Source organism: Macrococcoides bohemicum, from assembly GCF_016865215.1.
In the GTDB taxonomy this organism is placed as follows: domain Bacteria; phylum Bacillota; class Bacilli; order Staphylococcales; family Staphylococcaceae; genus Macrococcoides; species Macrococcoides bohemicum.
The window spans coordinates 709823-731224 of the sequence record NZ_CP054482.1 but is presented as its reverse complement, the minus strand read 5'-3'; the positions used below and the strand labels follow the sequence as shown (position 1 = coordinate 731224).

General features: G+C 33.2%; 21 protein-coding genes. 7 read left to right on the top strand and 14 right to left on the bottom strand.

The window, feature by feature from the left end; all coding sequences use genetic code 11:
- The 4 genes from uvrB to HT586_RS03805 form a co-directional block, all read right to left on the bottom strand.
- Positions 1–1980, bottom strand: coding sequence for an excinuclease ABC subunit UvrB (gene uvrB, locus HT586_RS03820; RefSeq protein ID WP_096077091.1), 1980 nt, complete (start codon positions 1978–1980; stop codon positions 1–3).
- 129 nt (positions 1981–2109) lie between these two features.
- Complete coding sequence (locus HT586_RS03815; protein WP_203546347.1) at positions 2110–2340, bottom strand: CsbA family protein; 231 nt, start codon at positions 2338–2340, stop codon at positions 2110–2112.
- Entirely contained in the window at positions 2337–2984 is a 648-nt protein-coding gene (locus tag HT586_RS03810) for a YfbR-like 5'-deoxynucleotidase (protein ID WP_096077093.1), read from the bottom strand. Before HT586_RS03810 ends, HT586_RS03815 begins: the two co-directional genes overlap by 4 nt.
- Before the next feature lie 15 nt (positions 2985–2999).
- Positions 3000–3539: a TlpA family protein disulfide reductase gene (locus HT586_RS03805; RefSeq protein ID WP_133353956.1), complete on the bottom strand. Its 540-nt coding sequence runs from the start codon at positions 3537–3539 to the stop codon at positions 3000–3002.
- Positions 3540–3695: 156 nt separating this feature from the next.
- Here HT586_RS03805 and HT586_RS03800 point away from each other — a divergent pair.
- Positions 3696–5248, top strand: a protein-coding gene (locus tag HT586_RS03800; RefSeq protein ID WP_238999212.1) for an IS3 family transposase whose coding sequence is annotated in 2 segments (ribosomal slippage) — positions 3696–4370 and positions 4373–5248 — 1551 coding nt in all. Because the reading frame shifts where the segments join, the coding sequence is not laid out codon by codon here.
- Positions 5249–5315: 67 nt separating this feature from the next.
- On the opposite strand, the gene HT586_RS03795 is transcribed toward HT586_RS03800, so the two are convergent.
- From HT586_RS03795 to fakB1, 9 genes are all read right to left on the bottom strand, one after another.
- Entirely contained in the window at positions 5316–5756 is a 441-nt protein-coding gene (locus HT586_RS03795; RefSeq protein ID WP_133353955.1) for a CHAP domain-containing protein, read from the bottom strand.
- A gap of 338 nt (positions 5757–6094) precedes the next feature.
- Positions 6095–7147, bottom strand: coding sequence for a LysM peptidoglycan-binding domain-containing protein (locus tag HT586_RS03790; RefSeq protein WP_203546346.1), 1053 nt, complete (start codon positions 7145–7147; stop codon positions 6095–6097).
- Between the two features lie 124 nt (positions 7148–7271).
- Positions 7272–7589, bottom strand: coding sequence for a cytochrome c551 (cccB, locus tag HT586_RS03785; RefSeq protein WP_096077097.1), 318 nt, complete (start codon positions 7587–7589; stop codon positions 7272–7274).
- A 110-nt stretch (positions 7590–7699) separates the two neighbouring features.
- Positions 7700–8801, bottom strand: a protein-coding gene (prfB, locus tag HT586_RS03780; protein WP_407943979.1) for a peptide chain release factor 2 whose coding sequence is annotated in 2 segments (ribosomal slippage) — positions 7700–8737 and positions 8739–8801 — 1101 coding nt in all. Because the reading frame shifts where the segments join, the coding sequence is not laid out codon by codon here.
- A gap of 5 nt (positions 8802–8806) precedes the next feature.
- Positions 8807–11335, bottom strand: coding sequence for a preprotein translocase subunit SecA (gene secA, locus HT586_RS03775; RefSeq protein WP_203546345.1), 2529 nt, complete (start codon positions 11333–11335; stop codon positions 8807–8809).
- 202 nt (positions 11336–11537) lie between these two features.
- Positions 11538–12101 carry a ribosome hibernation-promoting factor, HPF/YfiA family gene (gene hpf, locus HT586_RS03770; protein ID WP_133353951.1) on the bottom strand — a complete coding sequence of 188 codons (564 nt, stop codon included), beginning with the start codon at positions 12099–12101 and terminating at the stop codon, positions 11538–11540.
- 61 nt (positions 12102–12162) lie between these two features.
- Positions 12163–12849 (bottom strand): ComF family protein, encoded by a 687-nt coding sequence (locus HT586_RS03765; RefSeq protein ID WP_203546344.1) that lies wholly within the window; start codon positions 12847–12849, stop codon positions 12163–12165.
- On the bottom strand, positions 12839–14068 hold the full coding sequence (locus HT586_RS03760) for a DEAD/DEAH box helicase (RefSeq protein WP_203546343.1): 1230 nt from the start codon (positions 14066–14068) through the stop codon (positions 12839–12841). Before HT586_RS03760 ends, HT586_RS03765 begins: the two co-directional genes overlap by 11 nt.
- 68 nt (positions 14069–14136) lie before the next feature.
- The gene (gene fakB1, locus HT586_RS03755; RefSeq protein WP_203546342.1) at positions 14137–14991 is read right to left on the bottom strand and encodes a fatty acid kinase binding subunit FakB1; all 855 of its coding nucleotides are present in this window, start codon (positions 14989–14991) and stop codon (positions 14137–14139) included.
- Positions 14992–15133: 142 nt separating this feature from the next.
- On the opposite strand from fakB1, the gene HT586_RS03750 reads away from it, so the two are divergent.
- Positions 15134–15763 (top strand): YigZ family protein, encoded by a 630-nt coding sequence (locus HT586_RS03750; RefSeq protein ID WP_133353949.1) that lies wholly within the window; start codon positions 15134–15136, stop codon positions 15761–15763.
- A 79-nt stretch (positions 15764–15842) separates the two neighbouring features.
- On the opposite strand, the gene HT586_RS03745 is transcribed toward HT586_RS03750, so the two are convergent.
- On the bottom strand, positions 15843–16886 hold the full coding sequence (locus HT586_RS03745) for a glycosyltransferase family 4 protein (protein ID WP_096077105.1): 1044 nt from the start codon (positions 16884–16886) through the stop codon (positions 15843–15845).
- A 187-nt stretch (positions 16887–17073) separates the two neighbouring features.
- Here HT586_RS03745 and HT586_RS03740 point away from each other — a divergent pair, with 187 nt between their 5' ends.
- The 5 genes from HT586_RS03740 (at position 17074) to HT586_RS03720 (ending at position 21328) form a co-directional block, all read left to right on the top strand.
- Entirely contained in the window at positions 17074–18030 is a 957-nt protein-coding gene (locus HT586_RS03740; protein WP_096077106.1) for an LCP family protein, read from the top strand.
- 67 nt (positions 18031–18097) lie between these two features.
- On the top strand, positions 18098–18952 hold the full coding sequence (locus HT586_RS03735; protein WP_096077107.1) for a YitT family protein: 855 nt from the start codon (positions 18098–18100) through the stop codon (positions 18950–18952).
- 11 nt (positions 18953–18963) lie between these two features.
- The gene (gdpS, locus tag HT586_RS03730) at positions 18964–20028 is read left to right on the top strand and encodes a GGDEF domain-containing protein GdpS (RefSeq protein ID WP_096077108.1); all 1065 of its coding nucleotides are present in this window, start codon (positions 18964–18966) and stop codon (positions 20026–20028) included.
- Positions 20029–20071: 43 nt separating this feature from the next.
- On the top strand, positions 20072–20830 hold the full coding sequence (locus HT586_RS03725) for a threonine/serine exporter family protein (protein ID WP_096077109.1): 759 nt from the start codon (positions 20072–20074) through the stop codon (positions 20828–20830).
- 9 nt (positions 20831–20839) lie between these two features.
- The gene (locus HT586_RS03720) at positions 20840–21328 is read left to right on the top strand and encodes a threonine/serine exporter family protein (protein WP_096077110.1); all 489 of its coding nucleotides are present in this window, start codon (positions 20840–20842) and stop codon (positions 21326–21328) included.
- Positions 21329–21402 lie beyond the last annotated feature (74 nt).

Genomic DNA, 21402 nt, shown 5'->3' with positions numbered 1-21402 from the left:
TCACCCTTCAGCTTTAAGCTCAAATAAAATATCTCTCAGCTCAGTTGCACGCTCAAAATCAAGTGCTTTTGCTGCTTCTTTCATTTCATGTTCGACTTTTTCGATCATTGCATTACGCTCTTTCACCGTTAATTTTTTCTTTTTCTTATCTTTAGTCGGTAGATCTTCTGCAACATCTGGTGTTGCACTTATAATATCGCGTACTTTTTTATTAATGGTCATCGGTGTGATGCCGTGTTCTGTATTATAACGCTCCTGAATTTCACGACGACGATTGGTCTCATCGATCGCTATCTTCATTGAATCAGTCATTTTATCTGCATACATGATAACTTTCCCTTGATCATTACGTGCAGCACGACCGATAATCTGAATTAAGGAACGGTGACTTCTTAAGAAACCTTCTTTATCCGCATCCAGGATAGCAACGAGAGATACTTCAGGAATATCTAACCCTTCTCTTAATAGGTTAATTCCGACAAGTACATCGAATACACCTAATCTTAGATCACGAATGATTTCTATACGTTCCAAAGTTTTAATCTCAGAATGAAGATAGTTGACCTTAATACCTGCTTCTTTTAAGTAGGTCGTTAAGTCTTCACTCATCTTCTTCGTTAATGTCGTAATTAATACGCGTTCGTTCTTTTCAATACGTTGTCTAATTTCTTCCATTAAGTCATCAATTTGATGTTCAGATTTGCGTACTTCAACAATTGGATCAAGCAATCCGGTTGGTCGAATAATCTGTTCTACCATTTCATCAGTATGTTCAATTTCATAAGGTCCAGGTGTTGCAGAAACATAGACAAACTGTTGTCCTTTCGCTTCAAATTCTTCAAATTTAAGCGGTCGGTTATCAAGCGCACTTGGCAATCTGAATCCGTGATCTACCAATACATTTTTACGTGCCTGGTCACCGTTATACATACCCCTAACCTGTGGCAATGTAACGTGACTCTCATCCATCATAATCAACCAATCATCTCCAAAATAGTCTAGAAGCGTATAAGGCGTCGCACCTAAAGGACGTAACGTCAAATGCACAGAATAGTTCTCAATGCCTGAACAGAATCCCATCTCACGCATCATCTCTAAATCATAGTTGGTACGTTGTTCAAGACGTTGTGCTTCAAGCAATTTACCTTCTTCTCTAAATTTCTTCAGCTGTTCTTCCAGTTCTTTCTCGATACGTTCGATTGCAATCTGCATCTTTTCTTCACGTGTAACGAAGTGACTGGCTGGGAATAATGTGAAATGCTCACGTTCCTTAAGTACTTCTCCTGTTAAGTAGTTAATTTCGCGAATTCGTTCAATCTCATCTCCAAAGAATTCAACACGTACACATTGCTCGTCACGAGAAGCCGGAAAGATTTCGACGACATCTCCACGCACACGGAATGTACCACGTTTAAAATCGATGTCATTTCGTGCATACTGAATATCAATTAATTTACGTAATAATTGATTGCGTTCAACCTCCATCCCTACACGCATACTTACAACCATATCTTTATATTCTTCGGGATTTCCTAAACCATAGATGCAACTTACTGAAGCGATGATAATCACATCATCACGTTCAAATAAAGCACTCGTTGCCGAATGTCGTAATTTATCAATCTCGTCGTTAATCGATGCATCTTTCTCGATAAAAGTATCTGTAGACGGAACATACGCTTCAGGTTGGTAATAATCATAATAACTCACGAAATATTCAACACGATTATCAGGGAAAAATTCTTTAAACTCACTATATAATTGACCTGCTAAAGTCTTATTGTGAGCCATAATTAACGTTGGTTTACCAACCTCTTTAATAACATTACTCATTGTAAACGTCTTACCTGTACCTGTCGCACCAAGTAGAGTCTGATGACGTTTACCTTCTTTAATACCTTCTACTATTTTTTTAATCGCTTCTGGCTGGTCGCCAGCAGGCTTATAATCTGATTTAATAACAAACGGATGATGTTCCATATGCGCCCTCCTTATCGATAATATTTTACCAAAAAAAAAATAAAAAATACAAACATTTGTTCGCACGATATATTACACTAACTTTATCATAAAAAAGAAAACAGCTCAGAACATAAAATGTTTGAACTGTTAGTCATTTCCTTTATCTAATTTATAAAAGTCAACAATTAAATAACCAATAATCAGACTCATCGTATCTAAAAATACAATCATCTGTGCATGAAAAAAACCTTTATATACTGATACGCCAATCACAATACAAGATAATATCAAACCCGTATATTTATTTCTGACAATCATACTAAATATAATGACCATCAGTGCTGGTAATAATGACGCCAACCAATACCATATCGTCATAGATCCGACTCTTTTACTTCTAAAATTGAAACCGTTAATTCTTTTAATTCTGAACGTGGAATAAATTTCTCCTGTAACATTTCCGGTAGTATATTTTCAAGGAAATCCTGTACGCAATGTAAGTGGTCAAATTGTATAATTGTGCGTAAGCTCTTTTCATATATTTCAAAGAATAGAGGTTCTGGATTTCTTTTCTGTATCTCTCCAAAAGACTCGTATAGTAAATCAATTTTATCAGCCACTGAAAGGATTTGACCTTCTATCGTTTCATCTTTTCCTTCTTTTAATCGTTCATGATAAATCGCACGATAGCTTTCCGGAAATTCAGAGTCTATAAAACGTGCAATCATTTGTTCTTCCACATCACTGAATAATTGCTTAAGCTCTTTAGAAGCATACTTAACAGGTGTTTTAATATCTCCTGTAAAAATTTCAGGATAATCATGGTTGAGCGCTTTTTCATAGACGTTTTTCCAGTTGATCTCAGTGCCATGATATTCTTCAACTGTAGCAAGATACTGAGCAATTTTTGTAACTTTAAAAGAGTGGCTTGCTACATTATGCTCTTGATATTTGAACTTACCTGGACAGCGTATAAGCTTTTCTAAGTCAGATAAACTTTTAAAATATTGATGTACACCCACTACAATCACTCCTCATTATTTTAAATTTGCTATTATTTTTTCTAACTTATTTCTATTGAGTTCACCGATATACGTTTTTAATACTTTACCTTTTCTATCTACAAAAATTGTTGTAGGTATATTGTTAATCTTATATTGTTTCATCTGTGTTTCATCTAAAACTAACATTGGATATTTCGCTTTATAATGCATTATAAACGCATCTCGCTTTTTCTTTTTGTCCGAAACATTCATACCGATTAATCCTACATGATTAGGCTTTTCGCTATCAAAAGCAACAAGCTCGGGCATCTCATCATTACATGGACCACACCATGATGCCCAGAAATTAATGATGTTAATATCATGTTTTAATTCATCTCTCAATATTAATTTATTTGACTTTAGATCACTTACCGTAACATTACTAATATTTTGATTGTTTATAGGATGATCATGGGTTGTAACGTGCTTTGCATCATCTGAAGCTGTATTAAACTGAGTTGCTTGATAGATACTATATCCCACTAAACTTAAAAATATAAAAAGAAGTATTGCCGTTATTAAATGTTTCATCTTTCCACCTCAATATTTATTATGTCTATCATATCGTAATTAGGAATAAGTTTAAACCTATGTCAACTTAAAAACAAAAAAGAAGATGAACTATTTTGATATGCTCCCTATAAAGTAGACACTTAAAAAGTGAAAACTTTATAGGGAGTTTTTAATTTGAGAAAAAAGAAAATTACACTTGATAAATATCAACAAATCTTCGATTTGTATGAAGACGGAAATTCATTTAGCAGTATCATAAATAAGTTTGGTTTGGATATTAATAAAGTTACACTCGCAGCTGAATATAGAAGATACTTAGAACATGGTATTCACTCTCTTAAATCAAGAAAAAATAATCATTCATATACCTCGGAATTTAAAAAAAGTGTTATTCATGAGTATATTCAAACGGGCAAATCATTTCAAACATTAGCAGCAGAATATAACATTCCATCTCATGAAACTATACGTAAGTGGGTAATAAAGTATACTGAAGGAAAAGAGAATAAAACTTATTCTCCAAAACCGGAGGTATATAATATGAAAGCTAGAAAAACTACTTTAGAAGAGCGTATTGAAATCGTAAATTATTGTATAAGTAACGAATTTGATTACAAAAGTACTGCTGAGAATTTCAAAGTGAAATATTCTCAGGTTTATAGCTGGGTGAAAAAATATAATGAACATGGTGAAACAGGACTTATAGATGGACGTGGAAAAGGAAAACCTACAGAAACATTGAGTACTGAGGAACAATTGAAATTGAAATTAAAAGCATTAGAATCAAGAAATCAATTTCTAGAACTAGAGAATGAAGCTTTAAAAAAGAGAAAACAAATCGAAAGGCAGTTGATGAATCAAAAGTTAAACAATTAGCATCATATAAAACTGTAACTGAACTAAAAGAAAGATATCCTATTAAATGGATATGTGATGCTCTAGGTATTTCAAGATCAAGTTATTACAAATGGTTAAATAGAATAATTCCAAGCACTGAAATTGAAAATGAAAATTTAAAGAATGAAATTCTTCGAATATACAACTTGTCTGGTGGTACTTACGGTTACAGAAGAATTTATATCTATTTAAGACTATTTACTGAATATCAGGTTAACCATAAAAAAGTACAACGAATCACTCAAAAATATAATATTAAAGCTTTGATCCGCCAGAAAAAGAAAAAATACATCCGTAGTACTCCAGAAACAACTGCTTTAAATGTGTTAAATAGAGATTTTCAACAAAACGAGCCAAATAAAGTATGGTTAACAGATGTGACAGAGTTCAAATTAAGAAACGGCAAAAAAGTATACCTTAGTGCAATCTATGATTTAGGTTCTAAAAAGATTGTGAGTTATGAAGTTTCACGAAGAAATGATAATCCATTAGTTTTTAATACATTTAATAAAGCTAAAAAAGAAAATGAGACTGAAGATATTATTTTTCACAGTGATAGAGGGTTTCAGTACACAAGTAGAAATTTTAATAAAAAACTGAAAGAAGCTAAAATGATACAAAGTATGTCTAGAGTTAGCAGATGCATAGACAATGGCCCAATGGAAGGGTTTTGGGGTTTATTAAAATCGGAGATTTTTAAAAGTAAAAAATATATTTTTGAGGATTTTGATCAAGCTAAAAAAGAGATTAGAAAGTATATTAAATTTTTTAATGGCGATCGTATTTCATTAAAAATGGCTGCGCTAATACAAGCGCAGCCGAGTAACTAAGTTTTATTTTTTTAAGTGTCTACTTGACAGGGTGATGTTCATTTTATGTTCACCTTCTTTTTTGTTTTTAATAAATATATTGATAGTTTCCTTTTTGATATTTAGAAATCACACGATAAGTCTTAACACCTTGACGAGGATAATTCATTTCTGAAACTAGAATTGATCCATTGCCATATGTTCTTTCAACTACTGCAACATGACCATAATATCCACCTTGAGATACTAATACCGCGCCTTTAATCGGTGATCTTCTAACTTTATATCCTGCATAACGTGCTTTATATGACCAGTTTGCCGCATTTCCCCAATACTTACCAACCGGTCTTCCTAATTGTGCACGACGTTGGTATGCATAATATGCGCAACTTCCCCAGTAATAAGGATTAGAATATCCATAAGAACCAGCCTCAGCTGTTTTAACTTGTGATTGTGGCATAACTTCTGTAAGCTCGGCAGTAGTCAATAACATCATAGTAGTAATAAATGATAAAACGATTTTTTTCATGATTTCATTTTCCTCCGAATAATATATTTATGTATAAATAATGATTTATTTATCAACAGAAATTATATTACCATAAAGAATGTATCAAGAATTCAATGTTACTGATATGTAATACAAGTGTCATGACCCACGTCATTTTTTGCATCATTATTACAAAAGTATGTTCAGTTTGTAATACAATAGTAGATTTATGCTCTAAATATTACTTCTCTCATTAAGATTTCAAATTTTCAAATTATTATATATATTTTATTTATAAGACAAAAATGGAATATTGAAAAAAACTAAAAAATAAAAACGCATGACATAATAGACATGCGTTTCTATTAAATTCTAAGTTAATAACGATAATATCCTGTAATCGTTCCACTAATGTAATTTACTGCTCGCTGGCCTACCCCAGCTTTTGGATTCAATGCATCAACCATCTGGCCATTGCCAATGTAAACACCGACATGACTTCCATTATTAAAAAATACAAGGTCTCCCGGCTGTGGCTGTAGAACTCTTGTACCGACTGCCATCTGTTCATAAGTTGTTCGTGGAATTGATTTACCTAAAGCCTTTAAGACCTGTTGCGCAAATGCAGAACAATCTACAGCACTATTACTGTTGGCACCATAAACATATGATTTACCTTCAGCAATGCGATGGGCTATTTGTGCAACTTCACCTTCTATCATATTTAATGATGATTTTTGAGTTTTTTTATCCAGAAGCGTATTTAATTGTGTATTGTCTTCAGTTAATAATAAATTATTTTCTTCTGATATAATATTCGATGAATCATTTAATGACGGATTATGTTGAGTATAATATTCGGTTTCAATATTTTGAGCATTCGATTCAGATGAGTTATTATCATCTACAGAAACTTGTATTTCATTACTATCAATTTCTTCATTAATATCAGTTTCTTCGTTGTTTATAGATTCTTTTAATTCTTTTTGATCAATTTCATCAAGTATTCTTGCTGAATCCGGTGAAAGCGCTGGCGTTACATGATGATTTTTACGTTTTTTTTCTTTATATTTACGATAAGCATCTTCGGAAACAATAAGTTTTTTACCTATTGTCAACTCATTTGAAGATAATCTGTTCCAGAATCTAACTTCAAATGGTGTAATCTTAAATTTCTTCGCTATACTTTGAACTGTATCATCTTTTGTCACTTTATAATAATCTGATGATATCTTTATTTTCTGTCCTGGAATAAGCTGAGCTTCATTCAAATTGTTTAAATGCTTTAATTCATTGACACTTGAACCATTTTCTTTTGCAATCGTATAAAGTGTATCACCTTGCTTCACATGATAATTACTTGCTTGAGCCTGTGAAGCAACTGTAATAATTGTTGTTAATCCAACAATCGATAAAACTATTCTTTTCATATTGTACAAATGCCCTCCTGTAAGCCCACGTGATTACTTAAAAATAATATAGCATATGTTAATCTATTATCAGGCATTTGTTACGTACTTGTAATATTATCTTTAAGTTTTCAATAAAATTTTATTATTTTTGTTTCGCTAAATATTTCGCTATATTTTCTGCATCTTTACCTTCAACTAAATTTTTAGGCATCGATCCTTTACCATTCTTTATAATTTCTAAAATTTCCTGTTCAGAATATTTTCCTCCGACCTTTGTTAAGTTCGGTCCGCTTCCACCTTCTAAATCTTTACCATGACAACCAATACAAGAACTATTTGCAAATGCTTCTCTACCTGGATCATTTGATGTTGTTTTATCTGTTGTTTTTTCTTCTTCTCCATTTCCACATGCCCCGAGTACTAATGCTGAAAGTGCAAGTCCTGTAAATAATTTTTTCATGATATTACCCCCATATTTTATGTTACTTTAATTATACCCCAAAAAGAGATAGTGACAAATTATTGTCTCTATCTCTTTTTGCATTGATACTTTTTTAACTTTTTAAATGCCTATAATTGACTTTTTAAATAAGCATCAATAAATAAATCAAGATCGCCATCCATTACCGCTCCAGTATTGCCAGTTTCAGCATTTGTTCTATGATCTTTCACCATTGAATATGGATGGAATACATATGAACGAATCTGTGAACCCCAGCCAATTTCTTTTTGTTCGCCACGAATAGCAGCGAGCTCAGCTTCTTGTTCTTCAATCTTGCGCTGATATAATTTCGCTTTTAACATTTTCATCGCCTGGTCTCTATTCTTAATTTGAGAACGTTCATTCTGACAAGTTACAACGATTCCAGTTGGGATATGTGTGATTCGAACAGCAGAGTCTGTAGTATTAATGTGCTGTCCACCTGCGCCACTTGCACGATACGTATCGACTTTAATATCTTCTGCCCTAACCTCAATTTCAATATTCTCATTATTTAGTTCCGGTGTTACATCGCATGATACAAATGATGTATGGCGTCTTCCAGAAGAATCAAATGGAGAGATACGAACTAATCGATGAACACCTTTTTCAGCTTTTAAATAACCATAAGCATTATGGCCTTTAATTAAGATTGTGACACTCTTTATTCCAGCCTCATCCCCCGGTAAATAATCAAGCGTTTCCACTTTAAATCCACGTTTATCTGCAAATCGCTGATACATACGTAAGAGCATTTCTCCCCAGTCTTGTGATTCTGTTCCACCAGCACCTGGATGTAACTCTAAAATCGCATTATTTGCATCAAACTCACCGTTCAGTAGCATTTTTAGTTCAAAATCATTTGTGTCATCAGTTAAACTTTGAAGTTGCTGAATCAGCTCTGCTTCACTTTCTTTATCTGATTCTTCCTTCAACATTTCTATTAATACTTCAATGTTTTCATACTTTTCTTCTAATGCATTAAATCCGTTTACAACTTCTTTTAATGCATTATTTTTATTGATAATCTCCTGTGCCTTATCCCCATCATTCCAGAAATCCGGGTCAGCCATCATTTCTTCAAATTCCTGAATGTTCGTCTCTTTTTCTTCTAAGTCAAAGAGACCCCCTAAAGCTATCTATTTTCTCTTTAATATCATTTAAAGCATTGTTAATTTCAAATTGTTCCATTCAGATTACTCTCTTCCGTGACAGTTTTTATACTTTTTACCGCTACCACATGGGCATGGATCGTTACGACCAATATCTGGCTCAGTTTTTGTTTTAGGTTGTTTTTTCACTTTTTCTTTTCCGTCGTTTGCAACCATTGCTTGTCCTACTGCAACTTGTTCACGTTCAACATGTTCATCTTTTTCGACGATAGATTTTAATACATATTTACTCACATCGTCTTCAATATTTTCAAGCATTGCATCAAACATCGTTAATCCTTCATTTTGATATTCACGTAAAGGGTTAATTTGTCCATAACTTCTTAAATGGATACCTGTACGTAACTGATCCATTGTATCGATATGATCAGTCCATTTCATATCAATTGTACGAAGCAGAATCATACGTTCAAATTCTAAGAATTGTTCGCCTAATTCATCTTGTTGATGTAATAACTGTCTCTCAACAGCTTTCATAACGATTTCATATATTTCATCATTATCTCGTCGATTAATATCATCAATATGAAGTGCACCTTCAGTTAAATACATGTCTTCCACATAATTAATAAATGTTTCGTAGTCATGCGTATCTTCTTCGCCAGCAAAATGGAAGTCCACTGCACGACGTACAGATTGTTCAATCATACTATGTACCATCGCCGAACAATCTTCTGTTTCTAAGATTTCATTACGTTCTTCGTAAATAATTTCACGTTGTTTACGTAATACATCATCATATTCTAATACACGTTTACGACTATCATAGTTATTACCTTCAACACGTTTTTGTGCAGATTCAACTGCTCTTGATACCATTTTAGATTCAATCGGTGCTTCATCATTCATACCTAACTTTGTCATCATTGACTGCATACGTTCTGATCCGAAACGCACCATCAGTTCATCCTGAAGTGAAAGATAGAATCTTGAGAAACCTGGATCACCTTGACGTCCAGAACGACCACGTAACTGATCATCGATACGACGTGATTCATGACGTTCAGTACCAATAACTGCTAATCCACCTAATTCCTTTACACCTTCACCTAATTTTATATCGGTACCACGACCAGCCATATTGGTAGCAATCGTTACAGCACCTTTTTCACCTGCATATTGAACAATTTCAGCTTCTCGTTCATGGTTTTTAGCATTTAATACATTATGTCGAATACCACGTTTCTTAAGTAAATCAGAAATATATTCACTCGTCTCAACTGCAACAGTACCAAGTAACACTGGTTGTCCTTTTTTATGACGTTCAATTACTTCATCGACTACAGCATGGAACTTTCCTTTTTCAGAAGCAAAGATTAAATCAGCTGCATCTACACGGGCAATCGGTTTATTTGTCGGAATTTGTGTTACCGCCATATTATAGATATTCATCAATTCTTCTTCTTCTGTTTTCGCCGTACCTGTCATACCAGACAGTTTATTATACATACGGAAGAAGTTCTGGAATGTAATTGAGGCCATTGTTTTTGATTCGTTTTGAATTTCAACTGCTTCTTTCGCTTCAATTGCCTGATGTACCCCGTCAGAGAAACGTCGACCCGGCATCGTACGACCAGTAAACTGATCGACGATAACAATCTCACCATCCTGTACAACATAATCTACATCTTTCAGCATTGAACGGTTCGCTTTTAAAGCGATATTAATATGATGCATTAAGTTAACGTTCTTAACATCATAAAGGTTATCTACCTTAAACATTTTCTCTGCTTTATCAATACCCTGCTCAGTAAGCTGAATACCTTTTGTCTTTTCATCATAGTTATAATCTTCTTCATCACGTAACATCTTGACAAAGACATTTGACTGAATATAAAGACTCGTTGATTTCTCAGCCTGACCAGAAATGATTAACGGCGTACGTGCTTCATCGATTAAGATTGAGTCAACCTCATCAATAATAGCGAAGTTTAAAGGACGCATAACACGTTCTTCTTTGTAAGTTACCATATTGTCACGTAAGTAATCGAATCCTAATTCATTATTCGTACTATATGTAATATCTGCATTATATGCAGCACGTTTTTCATCAGTAGATAAGTGATTTAAGTTAACACCAACAGATAGACCTAAGAAATTATATAACCGAGACATTTCTTCTGCTTGTGTACTTGATAAGTATTCGTTGACAGTTACAACGTGTACGCCACGTCCTGTTAATGCGTTTAAATAAACCGGCATTGTAGCAGTTAATGTTTTACCTTCACCCGTTCTCATTTCTGCAATATCTCCACGATGTATTGCAGTACCACCCATAATTTGAACTTTAAATGGACGCATACCTAAAACACGTGTTGAAGCTTCACGTACAATCGCATAAGCTTCGGGTAAAATATCATCTAAATATTTTTCTTGCTTTCTATAATCTTCAATCTCTTTTAAATCAGCTTGAAATTTCAGTGTTCTATTTTTAAGGTCTTCATCAGTTAATGAAGCAATTTCCTCTGCAAATGATTCTACTTGTTCAGCAATTTTAGTTAACGTTTTAAGTTCCCTTTTATTGCCGTCTAACATCTTTTTAATGAATCCCATTGTGTTCTCTCCTTTTAATACGTATACATACGTCTTCAACTAATAATAATAGCACTTATCATGATTTTATAAAAATATTTCGTATATTTTTTCCTGTTAATATAATCCATAAAAATTAAATATAAATAAATGATATATAGTTATAGCGAGAAAAAAACTGAAGCGAAAAATCGCTTCAGTTTGATATAATACTTTAATTTAATTATTGGTTAACTGTTGTTTCGATAAGGCCATATTTACCATCTCTTCGTTTGTAGACGATATTTGTATCGTTTGTTTCGGCATCATTAAAGATGTAGAAATCATGTCCTAAAAGATTCATTTGTAAAACCGCTTCTTCAGCATCCATCGGTTTTAAGTTAAACTGTTTAGAACGGATGATTTCAATTGCATCCTCTTTTTCAGCAGTTACTTCTTCAACTTCCGGTAAACTTGGGAAAACTTCTTTTTCAACACCTTTTTCACGGAATTTACGATTTACTTTTGTTTTGTGTTTGCGTACTTGACGTTCTAATTTTTCAACGATTAGGTCAACAGCTGCATATAAATCATCGTGACGCTCTTCGGCACGTAATGTAACATTTTTAAGAGGAATTGTTACCTCAACTTTAGATTTACCATCTTGATAAGTTTTAATCTTTACGTGTGCATTCGCATCCGGCACGTTTGTAAAGTATCTTTCAAGTTTGCTTAATTTCTCTTCGATGTAATTTCTGATCGCGTCTGTTACTGAGATATTATCTCCATGGATTTCATATCTAATCATAATGAATCGCTCCTTTGAAACTATTCTTGTTGTTTCTTCCTACTTATATTTTACCAAATATTCAGACTCTTGCAAACGCTAGCACTTTGATTTCACAATGTTTATAGGGTAAAAATACACTATGTGCATGACTGATTGTCAAACCTGTGGTATAAATATCATCAACTAATAAGATTCGTGAATTATCTTTAATAGAATAATTTAATCGAAAAGGATTTTTTTGAAGCATTCGTTCAGTTTTACTAAGATTCATTTGTTTCTCACGAAATTCTGTCTCAATAATCTGATGATATGGTACTTTAATATATTTCATAATTTCTGTTATATGATTGAATCCTCTCACCTTTAGACGTTCTTCTGATATAGGTAGTGGGATAATATAATCAAACTGTCTGAAATATCTTCGATTAAATTTGGTATTTATACACTGTGCAAATGCTTGTGCGAGAAGAATATCTCCGTTCGATTTATACTGATGTATAAGATTCGCTACCATTTCATTATAATCACACACATAGTCGACTTCATTCACAAATCCAAAATGCTTCTCAATAAACATACAGTCCAGACAGTCATCTTCTCCTTCTTCAAGCTTTTTTTTGCATATTGGACAACGTTTACACTCCTTTATCATTAACATTTTTCCCATACAGCTTTGACAGACGACATTAAGCTCCGAAAATAGATTGTCAATCGTCAACGGATTGGTTATTATTTCATGACAAATAATACATTGATTATGATACATGAGCACCCCTCTTATTCATTTGTCTTATGTCTCTAACTGCTGCTATCATCGATAAACTAATGCCATCATGAAAGAAGATGACTTCTCCATTACGTTCATCACCTTTTCTATCTACCCTACCTGCAATTTGAATTAAACTGTCACTTCGAAATAGATGACTATTCATAACCCAAACACTTAATCCATGCATCGTAAACCCTCGTTCCAGTATCGTCGTCGTAAAAACAAATTGATAGCTTGCATTTCTAATCGCTTCAATTTTCTCGTGACGTTCATCATCACCTGAATATACACACACAGTCTTTGTTTGTATATTTTTATTTAAAGAACGAAAAGTCTGTTCCATTAATCGTATATCATGGAAGAAGATTAAGATGATTTCACCTGTTTCCACATTTCTTAACATGTAATCTAATTTTTTGCGTACTGATCCATGACTTAAATATTTAAACTGTGGTATAGGTAATGGTCTTTTGTGATGTCTCAACGGTAAATACACAATATTTCCTTTACAAGCGCGAATAATATTTTTTGGAGGTGTCGCTGATAAATACACAAATATACCCTTTGGCGTTAATGCTCTTTCTAATAATTTCATCAATCTAGGATCATGTTGTGCTGGAAATGCATCAATTTCATCAACTATAATCAAATCGAAGTGTGATGTAAAATACATTAACTGATGAATCGTACTGATAATAAGGTATGGCTGTATCATTTCAGAATGTCCCGCATAAAGCGTACTGATATTCTCTGTCTTTAAATACATGCTAAGTCGTAACGATAATTCTTTTACAACATCTGTACGCGGAGAAACAACAGCAACATTTCCTCCTTCCCCTCTAACTTTCACTATACCTTCAAGTATCATCTCAGTTTTACCAGCACCGGTTACTGCATATAACAAACAAGATTTCTGAAGTGTTATTTGTTCTTTAATAAATTGAGAAGCATTTCGCTGCTGTTCAGTGAGCTTAAACGGTAAATCAATCTTTATTTGTTCAATATTTTGTGATGGTTCGTAATGATGAATAAATAGCTTGGAATTTATATTTTGTGAGATACAGTTTCTACAGTAATATAATTTTTCATTAAAACCTTGATGAAAATAATGATGGAATAATTTTTTATTTTCATTCAAACAAAAATTACACTTTATATTTCTTTCTATTTCAATTGCCGGAATCTCTGACTTCTGTTCTGAAACAAATATTCTCATTATTTCCTCCATAAAAAAAAGCACACAAATAAATGTGTGCCGGTAATATAAAATATAAGACGATAATGTTATAAAATATTAAACTTTTGATTCGTAAATCCGAGACCGATCGACTTTTCACCAAGATGTGTACCTATGACAGGGCCAAAATAACTTTTAATAAAATCTACATGTGGAAATTCTGCTTTTAAATCGGCGATTATTGCATCTGCTTCTTCTTCAGCATTGGCGTGAATTAATACAGCCGTTACATGTTCGTAATCTTTAATTTCCTGTGCAAACAAATCTTTAATCTGCTTAAGTGCTTTCTTTTTTGTACGCACTTTGTCAAATGGTACAATTTTAGTATCTTCAAAATGAAGTATCGGCTTAACTTGTAGCATACTGCCTATCAATGCCTGAGCACCTGTAAGTCGCCCACCTTTATGCAAATTTTTTAAATCATCAACAATAAAATATGCATTTGTATGTTGCTTCATTACTTCTAATTCATCAATAATCGCTTCAGGACTAAGTTTATCTTTAAGTTCTGATGCACGTAGAACATAAAAGCCCATTGCCATCGCTGCAATTTCTGAATCAAACGCATGAAGATTAATACCATCAACCATCGATCCAGCTGTTATGGCATTTTGATAAGTACCACTTATACCACTAGATAGATGTATTGCAATACAATCGGTAAAACCTTCTACTTTCAATTCCTCTAAAAGAGCGACATACGCACCTGTTGTCGGTTGACTTGTCGTTGGCAATTCTTTTTCAGTACGCATTCTTTCATAGAAAGTTTGCGCATCATACTTTTCTTCTAAATATATTTCATCCTTAAAGATAACATTCAATGAAATGATACGAATATCCTCTGACTTTAGGATAGATTTAGGAATATATGCAGTTGAATCTGTAATAATAGCTGTTTTCATAAAATACCTCCGTCCCAATACATCCCAATATATATTTTATACCGTTTATTACTAAAAATAAAGTAATACAAATAGTATAATAATATTTTGATGACTCTGTTAAAATGATATTACAAATAATTCAACAGTTATGAGGGATAATATGCAAAATTATATCACGATTAAAAAAGAGATCGTAAATGAAGAGATTATTAATAAATCACGTTTTATCACCTATCTTTATAAGATTGAAAATGAAGATGAAGCGAAAGAAAAAATTGCAGAAATCAAGAAAAAACATAAAGACGCTAATCACAATTGTTCAGCTTATACGATTGGCGATCAGCACCAGATCCAGAAGGCAAGTGATGATGGTGAACCGAGCGGAACAGCAGGCGTTCCGATGCTTGAAGCATTAAAGAAAAATGATGTACATAATACACTAGCTATAGTCACCCGTTATTTTGGAGGTGTTAAATTAGGTACAGGCGGGCTTATTCGTGCTTATCAAGGTGGTGTCGTTGAAGGCATAAAAGTTGCCGGAAAAGTGATTATAAAGAACGGCTTAAAGTATCACGTTATTCTGAGTTATGAGAATACCGGTAAATTTGAGCATCAAATAGCAAGCGAGCCATATGTTATTCTCGATACGATCTATACCGATAAAGTTACTTATGTTGTGCAGATCACAGCTGAGGATAAAGAACAGTTTGAGCAGTTCATTATTGAAACAACACAAGGTTCAGCAAATTTCTCAATTGAAGAAGAAATCATGCTCCCATTTGATCTATAAATCAACAAAGAAAAGAGGAACAATAAAATTTGTTCCTCTTTTCTTTGTATAAATTTTTTGATTTACTAATTATTACTTATCATTTTAGTAATCGACGAATTGTCTTTACCATCGGTTTATGATCATCATCGATTAAACCAGTAAGTTCTACGATTAATTCAATCGTTATAATAATAAGTGTCACAATTAAAATTGCTCCAATTCGGGTAGAAAGATAGAGAATTATTGATGCTATACTAAACAATATGGCAATTGAATAAATTAAAATGACCGTTTGAGCATGTGTATAGCCTAAGCCGAGCAATTTATGATGTAAATGAGATTTATCTGCCTGCATAATGGGTTTACCTTGACGATATCTTCTAATCATAGCAAAACTCATATCAATAAACGGAACCGCTAATATAATAATCGGAAAGAACAGCGAGATTAAAGTGATGTTCTTAAACCCAAGTAAACTTAATACACCTATTATGAATCCTAGCATTAACGCGCCATTATCCCCTAGAAAAATCTTTGCTGGATAAAAATTATATCGTAAAAATCCTATTAATGAACCAATTAATACACTGCATATCATCATAATAAAAATATTTTGTTGTAGTATCGCAATAAAACCTATCGTTCCTAAAGCAATCATCGACACGCCCGCCGCAAGACCATCTAATCCGTCGACTAAATTGATTGCATTTGTAACAGCTACGATCCAGAGAATCGTCATCGGTATACTTAAATATCCGAATTCTATAACGACACCAAAAGGTAATGTTATGAGATCGAGCGTAATTCCATGCAAAACAACGATTAGCGCAACACCTATTTGACCAATTAATTTAACAATCGCTGATAAATCAAACAAATCATCAATGATGCCAAGGATATTAATCAATACTGCACCAATAATAATTGGTTTAATTTCAGGTTCAACAGGATGTCCTATCCAGATTCCAATAAGAAAAGAAATTAGAATGACTACGCCACCCAATACTGAAACTGGCTTTGTATGTACTTTACGAAAATTAGGCTTATCTAGTGCACCAACAACATGTGAAAATTTGATAATAACCGGTGTCAGAATAAACGAAATTATAATTGTTATCATTATTAATTTTAATGTAAACATAAGCCACCTCAAGCTCTTCATTCTTTTTTACTATAGCACATTATACGAATGTCGCCTATCAAATTATATGTAATAAATATGAAACAATATATGTTTAAGTTGAACATTTGTTTGACGAATACTTAAATTTGTTACATAATAATACGGTTAAAAGAAAATATCTTCAATATAATGAAGGAGTTTTATTATGAGTTCTCGCGCACGAGTTAGAACACAAAGAAAACTATTTTTTATACTTGCCTCACTATTTATGGTTTGTATATTTATATTTGCATTACTTTTTATATATGTTTTTTTTCAGTTAAAACATACAACGGATACTCTGCAAGATCCTAAGTACTCTCGTACATCATCTGAATTACGTAACGCTAATATTGACTTAAATTCTGGTCAGCCTATTTCAATTGCTTTATTTGGTCTTGACTCGGATGCCGGTAGAGCTTTTCGTCAAGAAGGCAAGCGATCAGATACAATGATACTAGCAACGGTTAATCCATCTAAACAGCTTACGACAATTATAAGTATACCAAGAGATACGAAAGCAGATATTGTCGGGCATGGTACTGAAGAAAAAATAAATCACGCTTATGCTTATGGCGGTCCTAAAATGGCGATTGATTCAATTGAAAAATACTTCAATATGCCAATTGATTATTATGCAACTGTCGATATGGATGATTTTGTATTTATAATCGATAATATCGGAGGGATAGATGTAACAAGTCCACATACCTTCAAATTTGCTGAGTATGACTTTAAGGCCGACAAGAAATATCACCTCAATGGAAAAGATGCATTAGCTTTTGCACGTAGCCGAAAAGAAGCGGGTGCAATGGGAGACGAAGGACGTCAAGTACGTCAACAGATTATCGTAAAGGCGGTTACTGATAAATTACTTAGCATAGAGTCCGTACCCAAATTCAATCAAATATTAAAGACGATTTCTGCTAGTGTTACAACAAATATAGCCTTTCAGGACATCAATAAATTAAGAAGACATTATCCCTCTGCAATCGGTACAATTAAGAAGTTGCAATTAAACGGCGAAAATAAAATTGATTCAGATGGTCTATGGTATTTCATCCCTAATGAAGCTTCTAAAGAAGATGTCAAACAGCAGATGAAAGATAATCTCGGGATTTAATCTTCAAAAATGTGTAAAGCAATGATCACACTGCTTTACTATTTTTTTGACAAAAAGGAGTAAAGATATGAATAAAACAGTGCTTATTGATATTTTATATACAGTAATAGGTTCAATCATCGTTGGTATTAGTTATAATTTATTTTTACTACCTGGTCAGATTGCAGCTGGTGGTATTTCAGGTCTGAGTACCATTTTAAATAAAATGATAGGATCAGATCCTGCGATGATTCAATTTATATTTAATATCCCTATATTCATTATCGGTTGGTTTACATTAGGAAAATCATTCAGTTTAAAGACTGTTATCGCAACATTTGTTGTGCCACTCACAATATTTTTAACCGCTAGTCTTGTCGAAAAAGGAACAACAGATGCATTATTAGCATCGCTTTATGGCGGCATCGTGCTAGGTATTGGTTTAGGGCTCGTTTATCGTGGTAATGGTTCCACTGGTGGAACAGCTACGCTTGCTCAAATCGTAAAAAAATATACAGATTTATCAAGCGGTTTTTGTCAATTAATCGTTGATGCCTTTGTGGTTATCCTAAGTGCATTTGTATTTAATTTTGAGCTTGCTTTATATGCACTAATTTCAATATATGTTACAAGTAAAGTTATCGATATCGTACAGTTACACGCTGGTGATAATAAACTCGTGTTTATCATTACAACTAAAGAACAGAAGATCATCAATCTCATACATGAACATGTTGAGCGCGGCGTTACAAGCGTTAATGCATTTGGTGGATATAATCGTGAAGGAAAAAGTTTATTATTTTCTGTAATGGAACAAAAAGAAGCAATCTATTTCAAACAGATCATTACTCGTGAAGAACCAGATTCATTTGTCATTTTCATCAATACGTCCGAAATAATTGGCAGAGGTTTTTCTAAGGCAAAAATTTATCGCAGTAAGTAAGGAGGGATTTTATGATTGAAGCTATTATTTTTAATGCTGCTGTCACTGTGAGTGGTATCTATCTGTTTCATAGACTTCAATTTTTTGAAGAGAAAGAAATCGTATTCTCAAAAAATTATATTACGTTACTCATGACACTCATTTCATTTTTACTAATGACATACCCGATTACGTATCATTCGATCTCGTTCCATTTGGCTTTTATTCCACTTTTATTTCTTGGCCGATATACTAATTTTTTCTATACAATATTTAGTGCCATTATATTAGTGCTTGCAGAAATTTATATTTTTAATGAACCACCAGTCGAAACATTCGATCTATTGATTATTGCATCACTCGCCAGTATGATTGGTCCTTTTATTAAACAAAGTGACTTTAATGCAATTCAGTGGTTAACATTGATGAGTATTCTTATCACGGGTATATACAATTTTTATAATAATACCTTTAATGGTTTAGAAATAATTCTGCTCGCTATTTCCAGTTTTATTTTATCTTTAACGTCAAGTATGATGTTCGTAGATATATGGCGCATATACAAAGTGATTCAGCGCTATGAGAAAGAAGATGAAATTGATCATCTAACAGGATTAGGAAATGTTCGGGAGTTTGATCGTTACCTTAATGCTGTAAGTAAGAATGCTTCAGAATTGAAACAATCGTTATCTTTATTACTTATAGATATCGATGATTTTAAAGAAGTCAATGATCGTTTTGGACATGATGCAGGCGATGCTGTATTAAAGCAAATGGCACAGGTTATAAAAAACTATGTTCCGACTGATTCTAAAACATTCAGAAATGCCGGGGAAGAATTTAGCGTCATCTTTACCAATCACTCACTTGATGATACTGTAAAAATAGCTGAAAGTATTCGACTTGGAGTAATGAATGCAACATTTCATCTACCGAACAAGGAAGTAATTAACTTATCAGTCACTATCGGAATTGGTTATATCACAAATGAAGAAGTTAAGACCCACCGTAAAATATATAAAGAAGCAGATGAAATGTTACATGCTGCAAAGCATCAAGGACAAAATACTGTAATGTTTAATCCCATTATAAAATAACAGGAAGTTTTCTTTCTGTTATTTTTTTATTAAGGAGGGCCATATGGTTTCTATTCAGTTATATGATGAAAAAAAAGTGAAAGATGTTGCAATGCTGGCCGGTAAAATATTATTGGAGTCAGGTGCAGAAACTTATCGTGTTGAAGATACGATGACACGTATTGCCTCGCATTATGGTTTACATAATACACATAGTTTCGTAACACCAACAGCAATTATATTTTCACTCAATGAAAAAAGTTCTACCCGATTATATCGTATTTCAAGTCGAACGACAGACCTTGAAAAAATATCAGAAGTTAATGATATTTCTCGCGCCATTACGAGTGGTAAAGTCACCCTTGAAGCAGCGAAACTCGCTTTAGATGAACTAGATAAAGCAGACTTACAATATCCCTTCTGGTTAAAAGTTTTGTCGAGCGCGCTTGTTTGTGCATTGTTCCTTTTAATGTTTAAAGGGCAACTTGCAGATGTTGTACCTGCTTTTATCGCTGGTGCGATTGGATATTTTGTCTGTGATTACTTTAGTAAAATATACAAAATTCAGTTTTTCGCTGAATATGCTGGTGCAATGGCAATTGCACTTTTCGGACTATTTTTTGTGAATTATATATATAATGGTGAATTTGATAAGATTATTATTTCAGCAGTAATGCCACTCGTACCAGGCGTTCCGATTACAAATGCAATTCGAGATATGATGGCAGGCCAATTATTAGCGGGTATTTCTAAAGGTGTAGAAGCTGCTTTAACTGCATTTGCCATTGGGGCAGGTGTAGCCACTATTCTTATAATATTTTAGGAGGATTAAATTTTGACTTTATTATTTCAAACAATCGTCAGTTTCTTTGCATCTGTATTTTTTGCAATTGTATTTAATGCTCCTCGTAAACTACTCATAGCTTGTGGCTTTGTTGGTGCAATTGGCTGGATGGTCTTTACGATTGCAGAATCTACTAAACTTACACTTGCTGTAGGGGTATTTTTAGGATCGCTTTCGCTTAGTTTATGCGCACATCTTTTCGCCAGATACTATAAACGTCCTGTTATTATCTTTAACGTTGCTGGTATTATTCCACTCGTACCAGGTGGCGTTGCCTATGATGCAACGAAAAATTTAATTATCTCGGATTTCAGCGAAGCATTAGCGAAAGGTATGGAAGCAACACTTGCTTCTGGTGCAATTGCATTCGGATTATTGATTGCAGAAATATTATTCCAAACGTTTCTAAAAGGATATACACGCTTTAAGTATAATAAATACCGCAGAAAAAAAGGTGAAAAGCCAATCAAACTTTAAATCACACTTATTTTTAGTTTCATATTATTAAGAAATTTAAAAATAAGTGTGATTTTTTTGACATTTAAGATTAA